Origin of the sequence: Natronospira elongata, assembly GCF_034931365.1 — a bacterium.
Taxonomy (GTDB): Bacteria; Pseudomonadota; Gammaproteobacteria; order Natronospirales; family Natronospiraceae; genus Natronospira; species Natronospira elongata.
Map to the genome: position 1 here is coordinate 45438 of NZ_JAYGII010000001.1, position 17214 is coordinate 62651.

Consider the following 17214-nt stretch of genomic DNA (forward strand, 5'->3'; position numbering starts at 1 on the left):
GCAAGACCCTGTCCGCTTTGGCCGTTGCAGCCCGTTAACATGGCCGGCTGCAATGGCGGGGCTGCGGCCCAAGGGAGGAGGACACCATGTCTTACGAGATTGATGGTGCTCGCCTGAGCCAGGCTCTCGGTTCTCGAGGCGGCAATGCCTTGCCGTCCCTGTCTCGAAACGGCAATCAGGCCGGCAATACTATGCGCGACCTGAAGTCGGATGATCTGGAACGAGGCCGGGAACTGGATGGTCAGGATAGACAGGCCCTGGCTGATCGGGCGGCAAAGGAGCTACAGAATATTCAGACCCTGTTTCGCCCGGAACTGGAGTTCAAGGTGGATGATGTCTCGGGCAGAACCGTGATAACCGTCTACAATCCGGAGACGGAGGAAGTGATTCGCCAGATTCCGCCCGAGGAGGCAGTGCGTCTGGCACATCTCTTGCAGGAACTGGGATCGAACGGTGACCTGTCTGAGATCAGCCTGATTAGGACACGCGCCTGAGGTGCTAGGAGGTATTATGCCCGCCATTACCAGCATGGGCATCGGTTCCGGTCTGGATATTCGCGGACTCGTGGATGATCTGGTGGAGGCTGAGCGGGCCCCCACACAGAACCGTATCGACCGCAATGCCGAGCGGGCCCAGGATCAGCTCTCGGCCATGGGCACCCTGAAAGGGCTCATCAGCCAGATGCAGGACGGGCTGAGTGATCTCAGAAGTCGGTCCGCCTTCCAGAGCCGCACGGCGGAGAGCAGTGCCGAGGACGTGTTCACCGTTTCGGCAACCCGCCAGGCTGTGGAAGGCGCCTTTACGGTGCAGGTAGAGGAACTGGCTCAGTCGCATCGGATCGCTTCGCGTGAATTTGCAGATGGCGCCGGGACGGAGATGGGCAGTGGCACGCTCACTCTGAGTCTGGGCAATGACAGCTTCCAGTTGGCGGTGCCGGAGGGTGCTGACAGCCTCGCCCAGATTCGGGATGCCATCAACGTGGCGCCGGACAATCCCGGCATCACCGCGTCCATCATCAATACGGCAGAAGGGGCCCGACTGACCCTGACATCTCAGGAAACGGGCGCCGACAATGTCATTTCCGTCAGTGTCGATGCCGATCAGGGCGGCAGCCCGCTGGAAGATCTGGCCTTTGATCCTAGCCTGGATCCGGAAGATAACCCCATGAGCCAGGTAAGGGAAGCCCAGGATGCCCTGGTCTTCATCGATGACTTCGCGGTAACCAGCAGCAACAACACCCTGGACGGCGTCATCGACGGCGTGACTTTGAATCTGAGGGACTCAGATCCCGGTGAGGTGCATAACCTGGTGATTGCCGAGGACCGGGCCCAGGGGCGGGAGTCTGTCGAGCAGTTCGTGGCAAGTTATAATGAACTGATCAGCCAGATCCGGGCATTGGCCGATGCCGACCCGGAGGAGGGCACCAGCGGGCCCCTGACCGGGGATTCCACGGCGAGAACCCTGGTCAGCCAGATGCGCAATGCCATCAACAGTTCGGTGGATACCGGGGCGGATTTTTCCTCGCTGGCCGGCCTGGGCATTGTCACCCGGGATGACGGCACGCTGGAGATCAATGACGAGCGCCTGGATGAAGCCATCAGCAATAACTACGATGCGGTGGGCAATCTCTTTGCGGGCGAGGGTGGCCTGGCCAATGCGGTGGATACCGTCGCCAGAAGCTACACCCAATCCGGCGGGATTCTGGATAGCCGCTCCCGCTCCCTGGAAAACCGTTTGCAGGATCTGGGTAACCAGCAGGAAAGGCTGGATCGACGGATGGCCCGGGTGGAGTCCCGCTACATCAGTCAGTTCACGGCCATGGATCAGCTTGTGGCCCAACTCCAGGAAACCTCCAGCTTTCTCGATCAGCAGTTGGGTAATTTGCCCTTCAATAACCGATAACCCTTGAGGTGAACGATGTATAACGTCTCTCGAAATGCTGCATTGACTGCCTACCGTGAGATGAGTGTCCAGGGCGGGGTGGATGAAGCCAATCCCTATCGCCTGATCCAGATGCTGATGGAAGGGGCCCTGGATCGCATCTATCAGGCTCAGGGCTGTCTGGAGCGTGGTGAAGTGGGTCCCAAGGGTGAGCAGATCGGTCGGGCCGTGAATATCATTGACAGCCTGCGCGCCATGCTGGACCACAGCCATAATCCGGAACTGTCCGAGCGCCTGGAACAGCTCTACGACTACATGTGCCGTCGCCTCACCGAAGCCAATCTGTACAATGATATGGAAAAGCTGGATGAAGTGGCGGGCCTGATGCGCGAGGTCAAGGCCGGCTGGGATGCCATCCCTGATGAGGCCGTCCAGGAGGCCGCCAGTCACAAGCAGGCACCCGCCGCGGTGGAATGATGGATCGTACGCTAATCGACAAATTGCCCCGTGAACGCCGCGAATGCCTGGAGCAGGTGCTTGAGCTCCAGGCGGCAATGACGGCCGCCGTGGAACAAGGGGATTGGGACAAGACCCGCGATCTGGAGAGCCGCAGGGCGCAGGAATTGCGGACGCTTTACGTAGAACCCGGAGACCTGGATGCCGAGTCGGGCGAAGCGCTGGCCGGCATTACCCGTGAGCTGATTGCCGCGGACAAGGCCCTGGTCAACCAGGTGATGGCCATGCGTAGCAAGCTTGACGCGGAACTGTCGGCGGTGCGAAGGGGGCAGAAGGCCGTTGGCGCCTATGCGGATAACCGGCCATGAGCGGCTCCGAGCAGTTCGCAGCGTTTTTTGATGGCCGGGTCAGCTTTCGGTCCCGGATGCCCCTGAAGTGGGTGAGGTTCGAAACGGCCCTTGATGATGGCCAATTGGCTGCCCTGAATGAGCAGAATCTGGCCCTTCTCAGGGCGGTGGCTGCCCTGGAAGAGCGTCATACCGACACCAGTGACACGCAGCAGGTTGCCTTCAGTCCCGAACTTCAACGTCTTGAGGCGAAAGTGGATCTGCTCCTCACCCTGGTGGGCCAGATCCGTTCAGCCGATGGCTTGATACCCCCCAGCCACAGCATTGAGCTGGCCGCCGAAGGGGCGGCCTGGTGGCCGAAAGATGGAGAACAGGACCCAAAGGATGCGGAAGGCATGCTCGAACTGTCCCTGGCCGCCTACGCCACCCAGCCCTTGATTCTGCCTGCCCGTATCCAGGCTCACGGTGAGTGGGAAGGCCGTCCGGCCGTGCTGGGCCAATTCTTCGGCTTGAATGAAACCTGCCTGGATGCCTTGGGAAAATTCGTTTTTCGCCATCACCGGCGGGCCATTGCAGGGGCAAGGCAAGGCTGATTGAGTTCAATTCTGTCGGTAGCGCTCGCCGTATTCTCCCAAGCCCTCAATCATGGGCTCCAGCCACTTTCGGTAGGGGGCGGCCAGGCCGACAAACTGCTCATCCGGGGCTGCTCTTTCCCGGCTATCCACATTGTTGCTGGCCACAACACGCTTTTTCTCAGCAGGCCGGCAAGAATCGTCCCAGGGCAAATCCAGCAATTCGAGTACACGCCGCGTATGCACTTCGGGTTCGCGCACAAAAGATTCATACTCAACGACAAGGCATCGGTCTCCCAAGTTTTCAGCCCAGAAGTCAATCAAAGAGAGCATCATCCGGGTTCTGTGTCCGGTTTCAAACAAGGGGAGTTGGCCATGGGGAAAGCGCGGCATGAATTTTGCGAAATTGGCGAAGGCGAGATCCAGCGGATCCCGCTTGATCAATACAATACGGGATCCAGGCACCGTTGCCCAAAGAAAGCCAGCCCCTCTCAGATTGATGGGGTTCGTGTCTGTTGACCAGGGCTCAGTAACCTCCGAGCTTTGGATGGCCTTCAGATAACGAGCGCCGATAGTGGCTCTTTGCTTGGCGTCGAGCAGCCCCAGGACCTGGCTCATGGTTTTTCCGGTTTTTCTTTCCAATGATAAACCCAGGACTGTAAAGGGAGGTAATTCTCTCTTTGCAGAGACTTGGGGGTGAGCACCGATTGCATACTCGACTAGAGACTTGCCGGATCGTGGCATGCCTAGGATGAAGACCGGGCGGGTAATATTGTCTGAAACAGAGGCAGTTGGCTCATTGTTCAATTTCTCCGCCGGGAAGTTTTTCGTAATACTTGCCACGGACTTTTCTTCTTGTTCGGCGCGATAAGGTCGATTGAATTTTCGGGCAAGTAGGGGCCTTGCTTTTTCGTTGGCGTCAATATAGGCGGTCAGGGCTTTTTCGTGCTCACCTCGCTGGTGGTAGTAGTCTGCCAGCAGGAAATAGCCTTCTGCCAGTTTTTCACCCTCCCAAGTACCATCTCCTGAAAGGTGTTTTTCGAGCCATCGTCCGAAACGCTCGTCGTGGGACGTAAGGCCATAGCCCAGAAGGTGCCTGTAAACGGACAGACTTTGTGGCGCAGAGCTCAGTATTTGTTTGGCAACCAATTCTGCTTCCGATCGCCGACCCAGTTCGCATAATGCTGCCGCCCGGACGGCTCCCATATCCTGGGCGACTTTGGGCAGTGACGACCAGTTATCAGATTGATCGAGCAGCTTCTCGAATTCGGCTGTTTCAAGCATGGCCTGACAAACAGCCAACCTCAGGCCATGATTCTTGGGTGCTAGTTCCAGGGATCGTTCAAGGCATTTCTGACCGGCTTCAAATCTCTGAAAATCCGTCAGTGTCAAACCAAGAAGAAAGTGGCATTCCGGGTCATTAGGGTATTCCTTGGCTAGTTCAGCCGCTGTATTCAAAGCGCGCCGTGTATCCCCGCGGGAACGAAGATCCCGAACTCGTTGTTGTTTCTTCTTGAGCTCGGGGCGTTTTGTTCCATTGACCTGCTTGCGCTGGGCCGAAGCCTGGTCTCGACTCATGCTGGTTGGCTCCAAGGTCGGTTTGCTGTCCTTACAGACTGGACAGGCTTACAAGTTATCCTGCGGATAGTATCTCCTGCAAGCAAATCTAGTGCCAAGCCAGGGTGGCAATATTCGGGCACCGCCTGCCGGTAAATCGACACCATCTGTTCTCAAAACTGGCAAAAAAACATCACCTGACATATTCTCGACATATCGACAATTCAAAGCAAAGCTAAGCCGTTCTTAGGGAGCCCGCCGGATGATTGAGTCGCAGATTCTGGTGCTCGAAAAAGACGAACACCGTGCCCGCGCCCTGGAGGCCGTTCTGGGGGCGGTAGACATGCCCCCGGCGGTGGTTACGGATGGCAAGGAGCCTGACCTGAGCCCGGATGGGGGCTGGCAGGCCGTGGTGGTGGGGGAGTTGCCGGCGGCTACCGAGTTGGATGCCCTGAAGAAACTGGGTAAGCGGGTGCCGCTGGTGGCACTGGTCCAGGAGGATGGCGGGCTGATTAGCGATGAAATGGCGGACCACGCCTGTTGCCATCTCAATTATCCGGTCAAGCATGCCGAGCTTACCGAAGCCCTGCGGCGGGTGGAGGAATTCCAGGATGCCCTCAGTCGAAGCAAGGCCCGCCGCCCGGCCGGCCATTCCGAGCCCATTCGCCGGGTTCGCTCCCTGATCGAGCAGGTGGCCCCCTTTGACACCAATGTGTTGATTACCGGGGAGTCGGGCACGGGCAAGGAAGTGGTCGCCCGGGAGGTGCATGGGGCCTCGAGCCGCGCCAATGCGCCTTTCGTGCCGGTCAACTGTGGTGCCATTCCGGGTGAGCTGCTGGAGTCTGAGCTGTTCGGCCATGAGAAAGGGGCGTTCACGGGGGCGATTACTGCCCGCAAGGGGCGTTTCGAGATTGCCGAGGGTGGCACCCTGTTTCTGGACGAAATCGGTGACATGCCCCAGCCCATGCAGGTCAAGCTGCTTCGGGTCCTTCAGGAACGGACCTTCGAGCGGGTGGGCAGCAATCGACCCATTGAGTGCAATGTGCGCATCATTGCCGCCACCCACCAGAAGCTGGAATCGATGATCGCGGAGGGGGATTTCCGCGAGGATCTCTATTACCGGCTCAACGTGTTCCCCATCGAAATGCCGCCGCTGCGGGAGCGCAATGAAGACCTCCCCGAGCTGGTACGGTTGATGAGCGCCAATATTCGGGATCAGGGCCGCCCCGGGCTACGGCTTAGCCGTAGGGCCATGGCCGCCCTCTGTGCCTATGACTGGCCCGGCAATGTCCGTGAGTTGGCCAATCTGCTTGAGCGTCTGGCAATCATCAAGCCCGGTGGCATCATCGATCTGGAGGACCTGCCCGGTCGCTATGGGGCGGATCCCGGTGATCCGGACAATCTCCCCGAGTGGGAGGAGCCGCAAGAGCAGACGGAAGACGCCACCGTCAATGGCGCCTCGGCAGCAGATCCCATGCAACTGCCGGAAGAGGGGCTGGACCTCAGAGAACACATCGCCGAGATGGAACAGAGCCTGATCCGCCAGGCCCTGGAGCGCACCGACGGAGTGGTGGCCCGGGCCGCCCGCCTGCTGAAAATGCGACGAACCACCCTGGTTGAGAAGCTGCGCAAATACGGTCTGCAGCCGGAATCCTGAAATAAAGGAGCAAGGAGCAAAACCGGTACCTGTCCTTGGCGCCGTGGGAGCGGATTCATCCGCGATGACAATCCTCCGCCTGGCACGCTGACATTCAATACCCACCCCGTCGGGAAACCGACATACCCCGCGCAGATTGGTCGAAAGACATCCCAAGTCTCGGTTTTAGCGAAAAATAAAAAGTCGGCACGGCAATTGCAAAAGCCTCCCTCGGAGCGAACTGTCAATTCCCCGACGGAGCCGATGTCGTGAGTCGATCGTCCCTGAAGCAGCACGATTCAGAGCGGATGGAGGAGCTGGAGCAGGCCTTCGAGGTGTTTACCCGCACCTCGCGGCAGCTCTCCGAGTCCTATGCAGAACTGGAAACCCAGGTCAGTTCCCTCAGTCAGGAACTGGCGGCGGCCCGTGATGCCCGTTTGCGGGAGCTGGCGGAGAAGGAGCGAATCGGGCGGCGCCTGGAGCAGCTCCTTGAAGCATTGCCCGGCGGTGTGATCGTGATCGATGGGGAAGGCCGGGTCCGTGACGCCAATCCCGCCGCCGAGTCCCTGCTGGGCCGTCCGCTGGAAGGAGAGCGCTGGGAAACGGTTCGTGACCGATCCTTCACCGGCGAGTTGCGCAGCACCGGCGAGGTCCAGTTGAGAACGGGGCGGCGTGTTTCCATCTCCCAGCGCAGTCTGGAGGCGGAGCAGGGGCGGATCGTGCTGTTCACCGATGTCTCGGAGACACGGGCCCTGCAGGAGTTGGTGGACCGCCATCAGCGTCTGTCGGCCATGGGCGAAATGGCCGCCCGTCTGGCTCATCAGATCCGTACGCCGCTATCGGCCGCCCTGCTCTATGCCGGGCAACTGGAAACTGGCCGGCTCGGCGATGAGGCCCTGCCGCGGATCGGCGGTCGCCTGGCCGGGCGTCTGCGCCAGATCGAGGGCATGATTGGCGATATGTTGATGTTTGCCGGCGGTGGACGGCGCGATGACGAGGTCCTGGGTGTGGACGAGCTGTTTGCCGAGGCCTCGGGGCAGATCATGGCACGCTGGCGCGGCCGAATTCAGTTGGCCGTGGAAGGCGGTCGGGGTCTGAACATCGAAGGCAGCCGGGCTGCCTTGCTCGGGGCATTGACCAATCTGCTCAATAACGCGGCGGAGGCGGTGCAGCCTCAGGCACAGTCGGATCGCCAGGTGCGACTGAAGGCGGAGCGGCAACAGGAACGCATTCTCATCCGGGTAAGGGACAACGGCCCGGGCATTCCCACCGAGATCAGAGAACAGATTTTCGAGCCCTTTTTTACCACCCGCCCCCAGGGGACGGGCCTGGGTCTGGCGGTGGTTCGCTCGGTGGTGGAGGCCCATCGAGGTGAATTGATGGTCGGCACGCCCCGCAAGGGGGGCGTCGAATTTCTGCTCAGTCTGCCGGAGGCGGCCGATGGCCGGCGGCGAGCCAATCCCAGACACTGACAACTACGGGAGAGCAGCCAATGAGCGAGCTTCCGATTCTGGTAGTGGAAGATGACGCCGATCTGCGCGAGGCCATTGTCGAGACACTGATGGCTCACGGGCTGACCGTGATTGAGGCGGCGGACGGCGAAACGGCCATCGAGGCCATGGGGCGACAGCCGGTGGGCATGGTGGTTACCGATGTGCAGATGGCACCCATGGACGGTCGCGCCCTGTTGGCCCATGTACGCAGCCACCATCCGGAACTGCCGGTGGTGATGATGACGGCCTACGGCACGGTCGAGCAGGCCGTCGATGCCATGCGTGGCGGCGCCACGGACTATCTGATGAAGCCCTTCGAGGCCGAGGGACTGGTGGAGATGGTTGAGCGCCATCGACTCCAGCCTGAAGCGGACGGCGGCCCGGTGGCCGAAGACCCTGCCAGCCTTCGGGTGCTGGAGCTGGCCCGGCGGGTGGCGGACAGTGAGGCCACGGTCCTGCTCTGTGGTGAGAGCGGTACCGGCAAGGAAGTCTATGCCCGATATGTCCACGACTGCTCGCCCCGCCGCGACCAGGCCTTTGTCGCCATCAACTGCGCGGCCATCCCGGAAAACATGCTGGAGGCCGTGCTGTTTGGCTACGAGAAGGGGGCCTTTACCGGTGCCCAGGCCGCCCACCCCGGCAAGTTCGAGCAGGCTCAGGGTGGCACCCTGCTGCTTGACGAGATTTCCGAAATGGACCTGTCCCTGCAGGCAAAACTGCTGCGCGTGCTTCAGGAGCGGGAAGTGGAACGCCTCGGCGGTCGGCGGACCATTGAACTGGACGTCAGGGTCATTGCCACCACCAACCGGGATCTCGCCGCGGCAGTCCGCGAGGGACAGTTCCGGGAAGATCTCTACTACCGCCTGAATGTCTTCCCGGTGCGTCTGCCGCCGCTGCGGGAGCGGCTGGATGACATTCCGGCGCTGGCCAGGCATCTGCTCCAGCGTCACTGTCGCGGCGAACGGCCCGCGCCGGCTCTGAGCGGAACCGCGGAGGCCCGTCTTCTGGCCCATGCCTGGCCCGGCAACATCCGGGAGCTGGATAACGTCATGCAGCGTGCCCTGATTCTGGCGGACGGGGACACCATCGGCGCGGAGGCCCTGCATTTCGAGCCCGGGGCCGATATGCCGGTGAGCGCTGGCAGTGGCGAAATGTCGCCCCCTGTTTCCGGCGAGCCTGCACCTTCAGCTGCCGCCGGATCAAATGGTCTGGATGATGCCCTCAAACAAAGGGAGTATCGTCTGATCGTCGATGCCTTGCGTTCCGAGGGCGGTTCCCGCAAGCAGGCCGCCGCCCGTCTGGGCATCAGTCCGCGGACCCTACGCTACAAAATGGCCCGATTGCGGGAAGCCGGCATTGAGCTGCCGAGGGATCTTGGCGCGAAACTTGCTTAGCTATTGATCGAGTAGTCGATTGGTGTCGATTTGTCGGCGCCGGTGGAAGAGGCGAGGTGGATAATGAACGATCCGCATATCGAAAGTGTGTTGCAGCAGATGCGCCAGCTCTCGACCGAGGCGGGCGGCCCCCATGGTCCCCAGCGGGAGGCGAGCAGCGAGGGGCCCAATTTCGGTGAAATGCTCAAGGCCTCCATTGATCAGGTCAACGAGACCCAACAGGCGGCGGGCAAGCTGGCGGACGCCTTTTCCAGCGGCGACAAGGAAGTGGAGCTCACCGAGGTGATGCTGGCCCTGCAGAAGGCGGATGTGAGCTTCCAGGCCATGTCGGAGGTCCGCAATCGTCTGGTAGAGGCCTACCAGGAAATCATGCGGATGCAGATCTGATCCGACTGGGCTCGAAATAGCAGTAGACACTGATTCAGGGGACGGAGCAAATGGCGGCACAGGCACCGGAAGGCGCTAGCAATCTCCCGGCGGAACAGGCACCCCGCGAAGAGCGGCGTGAGGAATCCCGGAGCACGGCTCTGCAGATTCAGAATATGCTGAATAGCGATGCCGGGCGCCAGATGGGCATGGTCATCGGCCTGGCGGCGGCGGTGGCCATTGCCGTGGTGGTGTTCCTCTGGTCCCAGTCACCCGGTCATCGAACGCTTTACGGCGATCTGGATCAGCAGGATGCCTCCCAGGTCGTGCAGTCGCTGGAAGAGGCGGGTATTCCCTATCGATTGAACCGGACTACCGGCGCGGTGGAGGTTCCCGAGGGTGAGCTGCATCGGGCCCGTTTGCATCTGGCCGCCGAAGGACTGCCGCGCGGGGCGGGCACCGGGTTCGAGATGATGGACGAAGAGACCGGCTTCGGGGTCAGTCAGTTCATGGAGCGGGCCCGCTATCACAGCGCCCTGCAGACCGAGCTGGCCCGGACCATCAACAGCCTGGATGCGGTGAGAAGTGCCCGGGTTCATCTGGCCATTCCCGAGGACACGGTGTTCGTGCGCAATCGCCGTCAGCCTTCGGCTTCGGTCTTCATCAATCTCTATCGCGGTCGCAGCCTGAGCGAGTCACAGGTCTCGTCCATCGTTCACATGGTGTCTTCCAGTATCACCGACATGCCCGCCGAGCAGGTGACCGTGGTGGATCAGCGTGGTCGTCTACTCTCCGACCAGGGGCGGGATCAGCTCGGCGCCGACACCCGTGAGCAATTCGACCATGCGCGTCGTCTGGAGCGGGCCTATGTCGAGCGCATTGAGGATATCCTCACCCCCATTCTCGGCCCCAACCGGGTTCGTGCCCAGGTGGCGGCGGATCTTGACTTTACCCGATTCGAGGAGAGCCGCGAGACCTTTGACCCGGACACCACGGCCGTTCGCAGCGAGCAGGAAAGCGAAGATCCACAGCCGGGTGCCCGAGGCCGTGGCGTGCCCGGGGCGCTGACCAATCAGCCGCCGGGGCTGATCGACGAGGAGGATCTCGAGGTCGAAGCCGAACAAGCCGGCATCCCCACCCCGGTGGCGCGCCGAATTATCCGCAACTATGAGGTGGATCGCAGTGTCTCACACAGTGTTCAGGCCCTGGGTACGATCCAGCGCTTGTCCGTGGCCGTGGTGGTCGATGAGCGTGAGGCCGTGGACGACGCCGGCGAGCCGGTGAAGGAGCCGCTGAGCGAGGAGGAGCTTGCCCGCATCGAGAATCTGGTGCGAGAGGCGGTCGGTTTTACCGAGGCGCGTGGCGACACCGTCAGTGTGGTGAATCAGGCCTTCATCGAGCAGGAGGTGGATGAGCCGGAGACGCTGTCCTTCTGGGACCGAAGCTGGTTCCGGGATCTCATGCGTCAGTTGGTGGGCGCCCTGCTGGTGCTGGTGGTGATTTTCGGGGTGCTGCGGCCGGGGATTCGCAGCCTGGCTGCCGGTCGCGGCCAGCAGCGGCAACCGGTGCCAGCCGGCCCCGGGCCTGAGTCGCCTGCGCAAGCGCCCGCTGCCCGCCAGGGAGCCATGGAGTCTGGAGCGGAAACGCCATTCCAATTGTCGAAGCCGGAAGACTATGATGCGAAAGTGAAGGCGGCCAAGGGCCTGGTTGAAGAGGATCCCAAGCGGGTGGCCCAGGTTGTGCGCAACTGGGTTAAGGAATAGGGGTGGAAGCAATGGCGGTGGGAAGAATGGACGGACCAGAGCGGGCAGCAGTGTTGCTCATGAGTCTTGGCGAAGATGAGGCGGCCAAGGTCATGAAGCATATGAATGCGCGCGAGGTACAGAAGGTGGGGGCGGCGATGGCTTCCCTCAGCAACATCACCACCGAACAGGCCAGCGGCGTTCTGGATGATTTCATCAGTGAAGCCGGAGAGCAGACCTCTCTCGGAGTGGGTGCGGACGAGTATCTGCGCAAGACTCTGATCAATGCATTGGGCGAGGACAAGGCCAATAGCCTGATGGACCGAATTGTCGTGGGCGGCAGCACTCAGGGATTGGATGCCCTCAAGTGGATGGATGCCCGGGCGGTGGCGGAGATTATTCGCCTTGAACATCCCCAGATCATTGCGATTGTGCTGTCCCATCTCGACAGTGACCAGGCGGCGGAAGTCCTGGGTCAGCTATCGGATCGCATTCGTCCTGATGTGATTATGCGGATTGCCAGCCTGGATGGTATTCAGCCCTCGGCCATTCGTGAGCTCGACAACATCATGGAAAAACAGTTTTCCGGTAACTCGAATATCAAGTCCTCGGAAGTCGGTGGTGCCAAGGTGGCCGCCGACATGCTCAATTTCCTGGATAGCTCCGACGAAGAGGCAATCATGGAAATCGTTCGCGAGCATGATGAAGTGCTCGGCGACAAGATTCAGGAACTGATGTTTGTCTTCGATAATCTGGTGGATGTGGACGACCGGGGTATGCAGCAGTTGCTGCGTGAGGTGGCTTCCGATCAGTTGAGTACCGCCATGAAGGGCGCTTCACCGGATGTGCAGGACAAGATTTTCCGAAATATGTCACGGCGTGCCGCTGAAATGCTCAAGGAAGATATTGAGGCCATGGGCCCGGTCAAGCTGAGTGACGTTGAGTCGGCGCAGAAGGAGATTCTGGCGACGGCCAGGGCCCTGGCCGATTCCGGTCGCATCAGTCTGGGTGGCAAGGGGGATGAGTATGTCTGAGGCCCCGGATGGACCGGCTGACTGGCGCCGCTGGGAGGCGCCCACCGTTGGTGCCCGGCGGGAGCCGAAACCCGCACCCACCAAGTCCGCCCGTGCCCAGAGCCGTCCCGAGAAGCCTGGCAAGGCTCGCAGATCCAGAAGTGAAAAAAGCGCGGGGCCGGTTACTGCGGCCGAAATTGAATCCATTCAGGAGGCCGCTTATCAGGAAGCCTGGGAGAAAGGACACGAGGAAGGCCTGAAGGCTGGTCGCTCGGCCGCCAGAGACAAGGCTAATCACCTGGAGAAGGTGCTTGATGCCCTGGCGGAGCCACTGGCGGCCGTGGATGAACAGGTGGAGCAGGAGCTCTCAGACCTTGCCTGCCTTATCGCCAGACAGATTATCCGAAGGGAATTGAAGACCGATCCCGGTCAGATCGTGGCCGTGGTTCGAGAAGCGGTCCAGGCCCTGCCCAGTAGCGAAAGGCAGGTACGGGTACAACTCCACCCCGAGGATGCCCGGCTGCTGCGGGAGTTGATCGGCAGTGGTCGCGGTGATTCCCGCTGGGAGTTGGTTGAGGACCCGAGCATCAGCCGTGGTGGTTGCCTTGTGTCCGACCGAAACAGTCGCGTGGATTTGCGTCTGGAGCAGCAAGTTGGGCGGGTCCTGGCGGGGATGCTGGGAGAGGAAAGAACACTGCCCGACATGGGGGAATTCGATTCGGTCGAAATGACCGAGGAGCAGCCGGAGCAGGCCGAGAAACCCGACATGCAGTCGTCCTCGGGCGAGGATGATGGCGATGACGCCGGGGAGTCAGCTGATGACCGAAGCGACTGAATCCATCCAACTGCGAAGGCGCGAGCAGTGGCTTGAGCGATTTGCGCACTACCGTGAACGGCTGACTCGGCAGGACTGGAACCCCCTAGTTGAAGGCGTTCTGCGTCGTGTTGTGGGGCTGACCATCGAGGCGGTGGGCTGTCGCGCCCCGGTGGGATCCCATTGCCGGGTGGAGACCGCCGACGGTGGCTTCATTGATGCGGAAGTGGTCGGTTTTTCCGAGGACTCGGTCTTTCTGATGCCCACGGGAGAACTGGCCGGACTGGTCCCCAATGCCCGTGTGATCCCCACCGGCAAGACCTCCCGGGTCCCCGTGGGTGATGGCTTGCTGGGCCGTGTCCTCGATGGCACCGGTCGTCCCCTGGATGGAAATGGCCCCCTGGAGACCTCGGAAGAAGTCTCCATGACCGGCCGCATGATCAACCCGCTGGCAAGACAGCCCATTGATGAGCCCCTGGATGTGGGGATCCGCAGCATCAATTCCCTGCTGACGGTGGGCCGTGGCCAGCGCATGGGCCTGTTTGCCGGCAGCGGCGTGGGCAAGAGTGTGTTGCTGGGCATGATGACCCGATTCACCGAAGCGGATGTCATTGTGGTTGGCCTGATCGGCGAGCGTGGCAGGGAAGTTAATGAATTCGTTCAGGAAACCCTTGGCGAGGAAGGGATGCGTCGAGCGGTTGTGGTGGCGACCCCGGCGGACAATCCCCCATTGATGCGCCTGCAGGGTGCCTGGCTGTCGACCCGGATTGCAGAGCATTTCCGGGATCGTGGTCGCAAGGTCCTGTTGTTGATGGATTCCCTCACCCGCTTTGCCCAGGCACAGCGGGAAGTGGCCCTGTCCATTGGTGAGCCGCCGGCAACCAAGGGCTACCCCCCGTCGGTCTTTGCCAAGCTGCCCCAATTGGTGGAGCGGGCAGGTAACGGCGATCAGGGAGAAGGCTCCATCACGGCCTTTTATACCGTCTTGGTTGAAGGCGATGATCAGACCGATCCGGTGGCGGACTCGGCCCGAGCTATACTTGATGGGCATGTGGTGTTGTCTCGGGCGGTGGCTGAGTCCGGACTCTATCCGGCGATCGATGTTGAGGCCTCGGTATCCCGCGCCATGACCGCGATTACCGATGAAGCGCAGCAGGAGCAGGTCAAACGCTTTCGTCAGTATTACAGCCTGTATCGCCAGAACCAGGATCTGATCAGTGTCGGGGCATACAAGCGGGGCAGTGACCCCAGGCTGGATGAAGCCGTTGGCTATTGGCCTCGTATCCAGGAGTTTCTCCGACAGGGGATGAATGAAAGGGTTTCCTTCGAGGGCAGTCTGGCCGCCCTCAAGCAATTGCACTCCCAGCCATCCGAGCCCAAGACGGGGCAGCAGAGCGTTCGGCGAGAGGCGGAATCAGGTGCACGGCCTCAGCCCCGGCAGGCGGCAAAGGCCTACTCAGGTGCGGCTGAATGAGCCTTCTCACGGTGCCGGATAAGCGATTGGAGCGAAGCGCATCATGACCAGGAAGAAGCGGTCTCAACGGTTGAAACCGGTACAGAAGCTGGCGGGGCAGGGTGAGAAAGATGCTTCCCGCGCCCTGGGGCAAAGTCAGCAAGCCCTGGCGGAACAGGAAGCCCGCCTGGAACAGCTTCGCAGTTATCGGGAAGAGTACCGACAGATGTTCGAGGGAAAGGACCGCGCGGTGGATCCACGGCGGCTTCGGGATGAGCGGGCCTTTCTTGCCCGCCTTGATGAAGTCATCCGCCAGCAGGAGGGCGTTGTCCAGTCCAATATGGCGGAATTTGAGGACAAGCGGGAAGGTTGGATTGAAGCCCGATCTCGGGTCAATGCCCTAGACCGGGCTGCGGAGCGGTATCGCTCAGGTGAGCAGCGTGAACAGGACAAGCGAGAGCAACGGGACCAGGATGAGCTCGCCGGACGTCGTTCGCAGGATTGAGCTGGCACGGATTCTGCTGCATCTGCTTCAACATGGGGCCAACTTTCAGGAGAGCGTTTCGTGGAGCAGATGCTGCTAAACCTGTTTTCCGGTGGTGCAAGTGAAGCGAGTGATAAATCCAAGCGCCTGATTTCCTTGCTTTCCGAGGGGTTGCCCTCTGAGCTGGATGAAGACGGACTGCTGGAATTCGCAGACTTGCTGGATTCCAGGCTGCGCCAGGGCGAGGGACAGGGCGGCAAGCTTGTCTCCTTGTTTGCCGGGACGACCGGAAAAAGCGGCAATGAGCTGCCGGAACAGGGGCGAGGCGCGGGTGCCGAAAGGCAGGCCCTTCAGCTGGCCTTCCTGTTGAGACTGGGGGCCGCTTCCGGCGTCGGCGGGGCAGGTCCGGGTGGCGAGGTCGATAGTCTGACTGTATCCACCCGTGATCGTCTCATGGCAGGGATCAGTGAATTCGAGCGCTTGCTTGGTGACGCTCGGGGGAGCGGTGACCGCAGCCCGGGGAGTCTGGTGCTGCCAGAAGGACTTCGCATGCGGTTGTCAAACCTTGCCGCCCAACTGGAAGGGGGGCAGACAGAATCTCGATTGGCCGCCAGCAGAGACAATCGTGAGGCTGCCGCCCAGCCACGACTGACTCAGGCAGCGACACCGCAGCAATTGGCCGCCCTGGCGTCAACCGCCTCCCAGAGTGGTGATGTCTCCAGCCTGAACCGCATGCCTCCCATTCAGGCGCCGCTTGGCAGCCAGGCTTGGGGCGATGCGCTTCAGCAGCGCATCGTGATGATGGCCGGGCAGGGCATGGACCGGGCCGAAATCAAGCTTCATCCGCCCCATCTTGGGCCATTGGATATACGAATCGCCGTCACTCAGGAGCAGACCTCACTGATCCTGTCCAGCCATAACGCCTCGACCCGGGATGCCCTGGAGCAGGCCCTGCCTCGATTGCGGGACATGCTGCAGGAGCAAGGTCTTGAGATGGGAGAGGCGGAAGTTCGCGATGGCCGGGCCGAGGATGGCGATGAGCGCTCTCAGGGTGAGGCCAGGGGTCGTACCCCCCAGGGCCGGGAGGAGGGGCATCCCGATGAGCATGCTGCCGCCGTTGAGGTCGAGATGCGACTGCTGGACGAATACGTTTAGCAGCCGCTGGTCAGTGCCGCTCGGAGATTGGATGGATTGATCCCCCCGGTTTTCCGTAGCCTGATTTCCAACGTGACACCGATTTCCTTCCGCTACTCAGTCGAATTCGTCGGTGAGTCCGGCCATCTCTTTGGTGATGACGGCTGTCTCCTTCCCGCCTGCCTGCGCTTCCCACCGTCCATTCTGAGTGCCAAAATCCCGTCAGTCGGCCTTGGCGGCTTTCCGTGGGGCTGGTTGAATTGTTCTCAAGTCGTTTAAGTTATTGATTTATATTGCTTTGATATTGTTTGGTCCGGCCTGGCACGGCGCTTGCGTATTCTTGACTCGGGCGAGTGTACGGCCAGCCGGAGCGGATCACAGTCGGATGATGGAGAGAGACGATTATGAAGGCATGGCTTCTGGGCGGAATAGGGATTGTCTTTGTGCTCTTGGTCGGCCTTGGCACGGGGCTTTTCATTGCCGGCGCCCTGGATACCGGCAGCGCTGAGCCGACCAATGCGGAAGAGGTAGTCGAAGAGGAAGAGCTCGGCGAGCCTATCTACTACGAGATCGAACCGGCCTTCGTGGTGAATCTGGATGGGGCCGGCCGTGTGCGCTTCCTGCAGATCAAGGTAGAGCTGATGGCCAGGGATCAGGAAGTGCTCGACGCGGTGGAACGGCATATGCCGCGCGTGCGTAACCGACTCCTGATGCTGTTTGGCGATGTGGAACAGGAAAAAATACGCACGCGTCAAGGCCGGGAAGCGCTGCAGGAAGCGGCCCGGGAACAAATTCTGGAGCTGCTGGAAGAAGAGGGTGAGCCTGACGATCTGGAAGCGCTCTTCTTTACAAGCTTTGTCATGCAGTAGAGA

At 61.0% G+C, this 17214-nt stretch carries 17 protein-coding genes; 16 read left to right on the forward strand and 1 reads right to left on the reverse strand.

Going from position 1 to position 17214, the window contains the following annotated elements; genetic code table 11:
• Window positions 1-86: 86 nt before the first annotated feature.
• From VCB98_RS00250 to VCB98_RS00270, 5 genes are read left to right on the forward strand one after another with little or no spacing between them, the layout of a single operon-like run.
• Window positions 87-494: a flagellar protein FlaG gene (locus tag VCB98_RS00250; protein ID WP_346049255.1), complete on the forward strand. Its 408-nt coding sequence runs from the start codon at window positions 87-89 to the stop codon at window positions 492-494.
• Between the two features lie 16 nt (window positions 495-510).
• Entirely contained in the window at window positions 511-1902 is a 1392-nt protein-coding gene (gene fliD / locus VCB98_RS00255; protein WP_346049257.1) for a flagellar filament capping protein FliD, read from the forward strand.
• Window positions 1903-1917: 15 nt separating this feature from the next.
• On the forward strand, window positions 1918-2358 hold the full coding sequence (gene fliS / locus VCB98_RS00260) for a flagellar export chaperone FliS (RefSeq protein ID WP_346049259.1): 441 nt from the start codon (window positions 1918-1920) through the stop codon (window positions 2356-2358).
• Window positions 2358-2705: a flagellar protein FliT gene (locus VCB98_RS00265; protein ID WP_346049261.1), complete on the forward strand. Its 348-nt coding sequence runs from the start codon at window positions 2358-2360 to the stop codon at window positions 2703-2705. The genes fliS and VCB98_RS00265 overlap by 1 nt, the downstream gene beginning before the upstream one ends.
• Window positions 2702-3277, forward strand: coding sequence for a PilZ domain-containing protein (locus VCB98_RS00270; protein ID WP_346049263.1), 576 nt, complete (start codon window positions 2702-2704; stop codon window positions 3275-3277). The genes VCB98_RS00265 and VCB98_RS00270 overlap by 4 nt, the downstream gene beginning before the upstream one ends.
• A 6-nt stretch (window positions 3278-3283) precedes the next feature.
• Here the strand turns inward: VCB98_RS00270 and VCB98_RS00275 are convergent, their stop codons facing one another.
• Window positions 3284-4834, reverse strand: coding sequence for a tetratricopeptide repeat-containing sulfotransferase family protein (locus VCB98_RS00275; protein WP_346049265.1), 1551 nt, complete (start codon window positions 4832-4834; stop codon window positions 3284-3286).
• A 241-nt stretch (window positions 4835-5075) separates the two neighbouring features.
• Between VCB98_RS00275 and VCB98_RS00280 the strand changes: the two genes are divergently transcribed.
• The 11 genes from VCB98_RS00280 (at window position 5076) to VCB98_RS00330 (ending at window position 17211) form a co-directional block, all read left to right on the forward strand.
• Complete coding sequence (locus VCB98_RS00280; RefSeq protein ID WP_346049267.1) at window positions 5076-6470, forward strand: sigma-54 dependent transcriptional regulator; 1395 nt, start codon at window positions 5076-5078, stop codon at window positions 6468-6470.
• 248 nt (window positions 6471-6718) lie between these two features.
• Window positions 6719-7921 (forward strand): sensor histidine kinase, encoded by a 1203-nt coding sequence (locus VCB98_RS00285; protein ID WP_346049269.1) that lies wholly within the window; start codon window positions 6719-6721, stop codon window positions 7919-7921.
• Window positions 7922-7941: 20 nt separating this feature from the next.
• Entirely contained in the window at window positions 7942-9336 is a 1395-nt protein-coding gene (locus VCB98_RS00290; RefSeq protein WP_346049271.1) for a sigma-54-dependent transcriptional regulator, read from the forward strand.
• Window positions 9337-9399: 63 nt separating this feature from the next.
• On the forward strand, window positions 9400-9723 hold the full coding sequence (fliE, locus tag VCB98_RS00295; RefSeq protein ID WP_346049273.1) for a flagellar hook-basal body complex protein FliE: 324 nt from the start codon (window positions 9400-9402) through the stop codon (window positions 9721-9723).
• Between the two features lie 50 nt (window positions 9724-9773).
• Window positions 9774-11465, forward strand: a complete 1692-nt coding sequence (gene fliF / locus VCB98_RS00300; RefSeq protein ID WP_346049275.1) for a flagellar basal-body MS-ring/collar protein FliF — start codon at window positions 9774-9776, stop codon at window positions 11463-11465.
• A gap of 26 nt (window positions 11466-11491) precedes the next feature.
• Window positions 11492-12478: a flagellar motor switch protein FliG gene (fliG, locus tag VCB98_RS00305; RefSeq protein WP_406672234.1), complete on the forward strand. Its 987-nt coding sequence runs from the start codon at window positions 11492-11494 to the stop codon at window positions 12476-12478.
• Window positions 12471-13292 carry a flagellar assembly protein FliH gene (locus VCB98_RS00310; RefSeq protein WP_346049280.1) on the forward strand — a complete coding sequence of 274 codons (822 nt, stop codon included), beginning with the start codon at window positions 12471-12473 and terminating at the stop codon, window positions 13290-13292. Before fliG ends, VCB98_RS00310 begins: the two co-directional genes overlap by 8 nt.
• On the forward strand, window positions 13276-14745 hold the full coding sequence (gene fliI, locus VCB98_RS00315) for a flagellar protein export ATPase FliI (RefSeq protein ID WP_346049282.1): 1470 nt from the start codon (window positions 13276-13278) through the stop codon (window positions 14743-14745). Before VCB98_RS00310 ends, fliI begins: the two co-directional genes overlap by 17 nt.
• Window positions 14746-14788: 43 nt before the next feature.
• On the forward strand, window positions 14789-15229 hold the full coding sequence (gene fliJ, locus VCB98_RS00320) for a flagellar export protein FliJ (RefSeq protein WP_346049284.1): 441 nt from the start codon (window positions 14789-14791) through the stop codon (window positions 15227-15229).
• 69 nt (window positions 15230-15298) lie between these two features.
• Window positions 15299-16363 carry a flagellar hook-length control protein FliK gene (locus tag VCB98_RS00325; RefSeq protein WP_346049573.1) on the forward strand — a complete coding sequence of 355 codons (1065 nt, stop codon included), beginning with the start codon at window positions 15299-15301 and terminating at the stop codon, window positions 16361-16363.
• A 383-nt stretch (window positions 16364-16746) separates the two neighbouring features.
• Window positions 16747-17211, forward strand: coding sequence for a flagellar basal body-associated FliL family protein (locus VCB98_RS00330; protein ID WP_346049286.1), 465 nt, complete (start codon window positions 16747-16749; stop codon window positions 17209-17211).
• The last annotated feature ends 3 nt before the right edge of the window (window positions 17212-17214 follow it).

Coding starts and splice junctions, on each gene's coding strand:
- VCB98_RS00250 (WP_346049255.1), top strand. CDS start 87: ATGTCTTACGAGATTGATGGTGCTCGCCTGAGCCAGGCTCTCGGTTCT.
- fliD (WP_346049257.1), top strand. CDS start 511: ATGCCCGCCATTACCAGCATGGGCATCGGTTCCGGTCTGGATATTCGC.
- fliS (WP_346049259.1), top strand. CDS start 1,918: ATGTATAACGTCTCTCGAAATGCTGCATTGACTGCCTACCGTGAGATG.
- VCB98_RS00265 (WP_346049261.1), top strand. CDS start 2,358: ATGGATCGTACGCTAATCGACAAATTGCCCCGTGAACGCCGCGAATGC.
- VCB98_RS00270 (WP_346049263.1), top strand. CDS start 2,702: ATGAGCGGCTCCGAGCAGTTCGCAGCGTTTTTTGATGGCCGGGTCAGC.
- VCB98_RS00275 (WP_346049265.1), bottom strand. CDS start 4,834: ATGAGTCGAGACCAGGCTTCGGCCCAGCGCAAGCAGGTCAATGGAACA.
- VCB98_RS00280 (WP_346049267.1), top strand. CDS start 5,076: ATGATTGAGTCGCAGATTCTGGTGCTCGAAAAAGACGAACACCGTGCC.
- VCB98_RS00290 (WP_346049271.1), top strand. CDS start 7,942: ATGAGCGAGCTTCCGATTCTGGTAGTGGAAGATGACGCCGATCTGCGC.
- fliE (WP_346049273.1), top strand. CDS start 9,400: ATGAACGATCCGCATATCGAAAGTGTGTTGCAGCAGATGCGCCAGCTC.
- fliF (WP_346049275.1), top strand. CDS start 9,774: ATGGCGGCACAGGCACCGGAAGGCGCTAGCAATCTCCCGGCGGAACAG.
- fliG (WP_406672234.1), top strand. CDS start 11,492: ATGGACGGACCAGAGCGGGCAGCAGTGTTGCTCATGAGTCTTGGCGAA.
- VCB98_RS00310 (WP_346049280.1), top strand. CDS start 12,471: ATGTCTGAGGCCCCGGATGGACCGGCTGACTGGCGCCGCTGGGAGGCG.
- fliI (WP_346049282.1), top strand. CDS start 13,276: ATGACCGAAGCGACTGAATCCATCCAACTGCGAAGGCGCGAGCAGTGG.
- fliJ (WP_346049284.1), top strand. CDS start 14,789: ATGACCAGGAAGAAGCGGTCTCAACGGTTGAAACCGGTACAGAAGCTG.
- VCB98_RS00325 (WP_346049573.1), top strand. CDS start 15,299: ATGCTGCTAAACCTGTTTTCCGGTGGTGCAAGTGAAGCGAGTGATAAA.
- VCB98_RS00330 (WP_346049286.1), top strand. CDS start 16,747: ATGAAGGCATGGCTTCTGGGCGGAATAGGGATTGTCTTTGTGCTCTTG.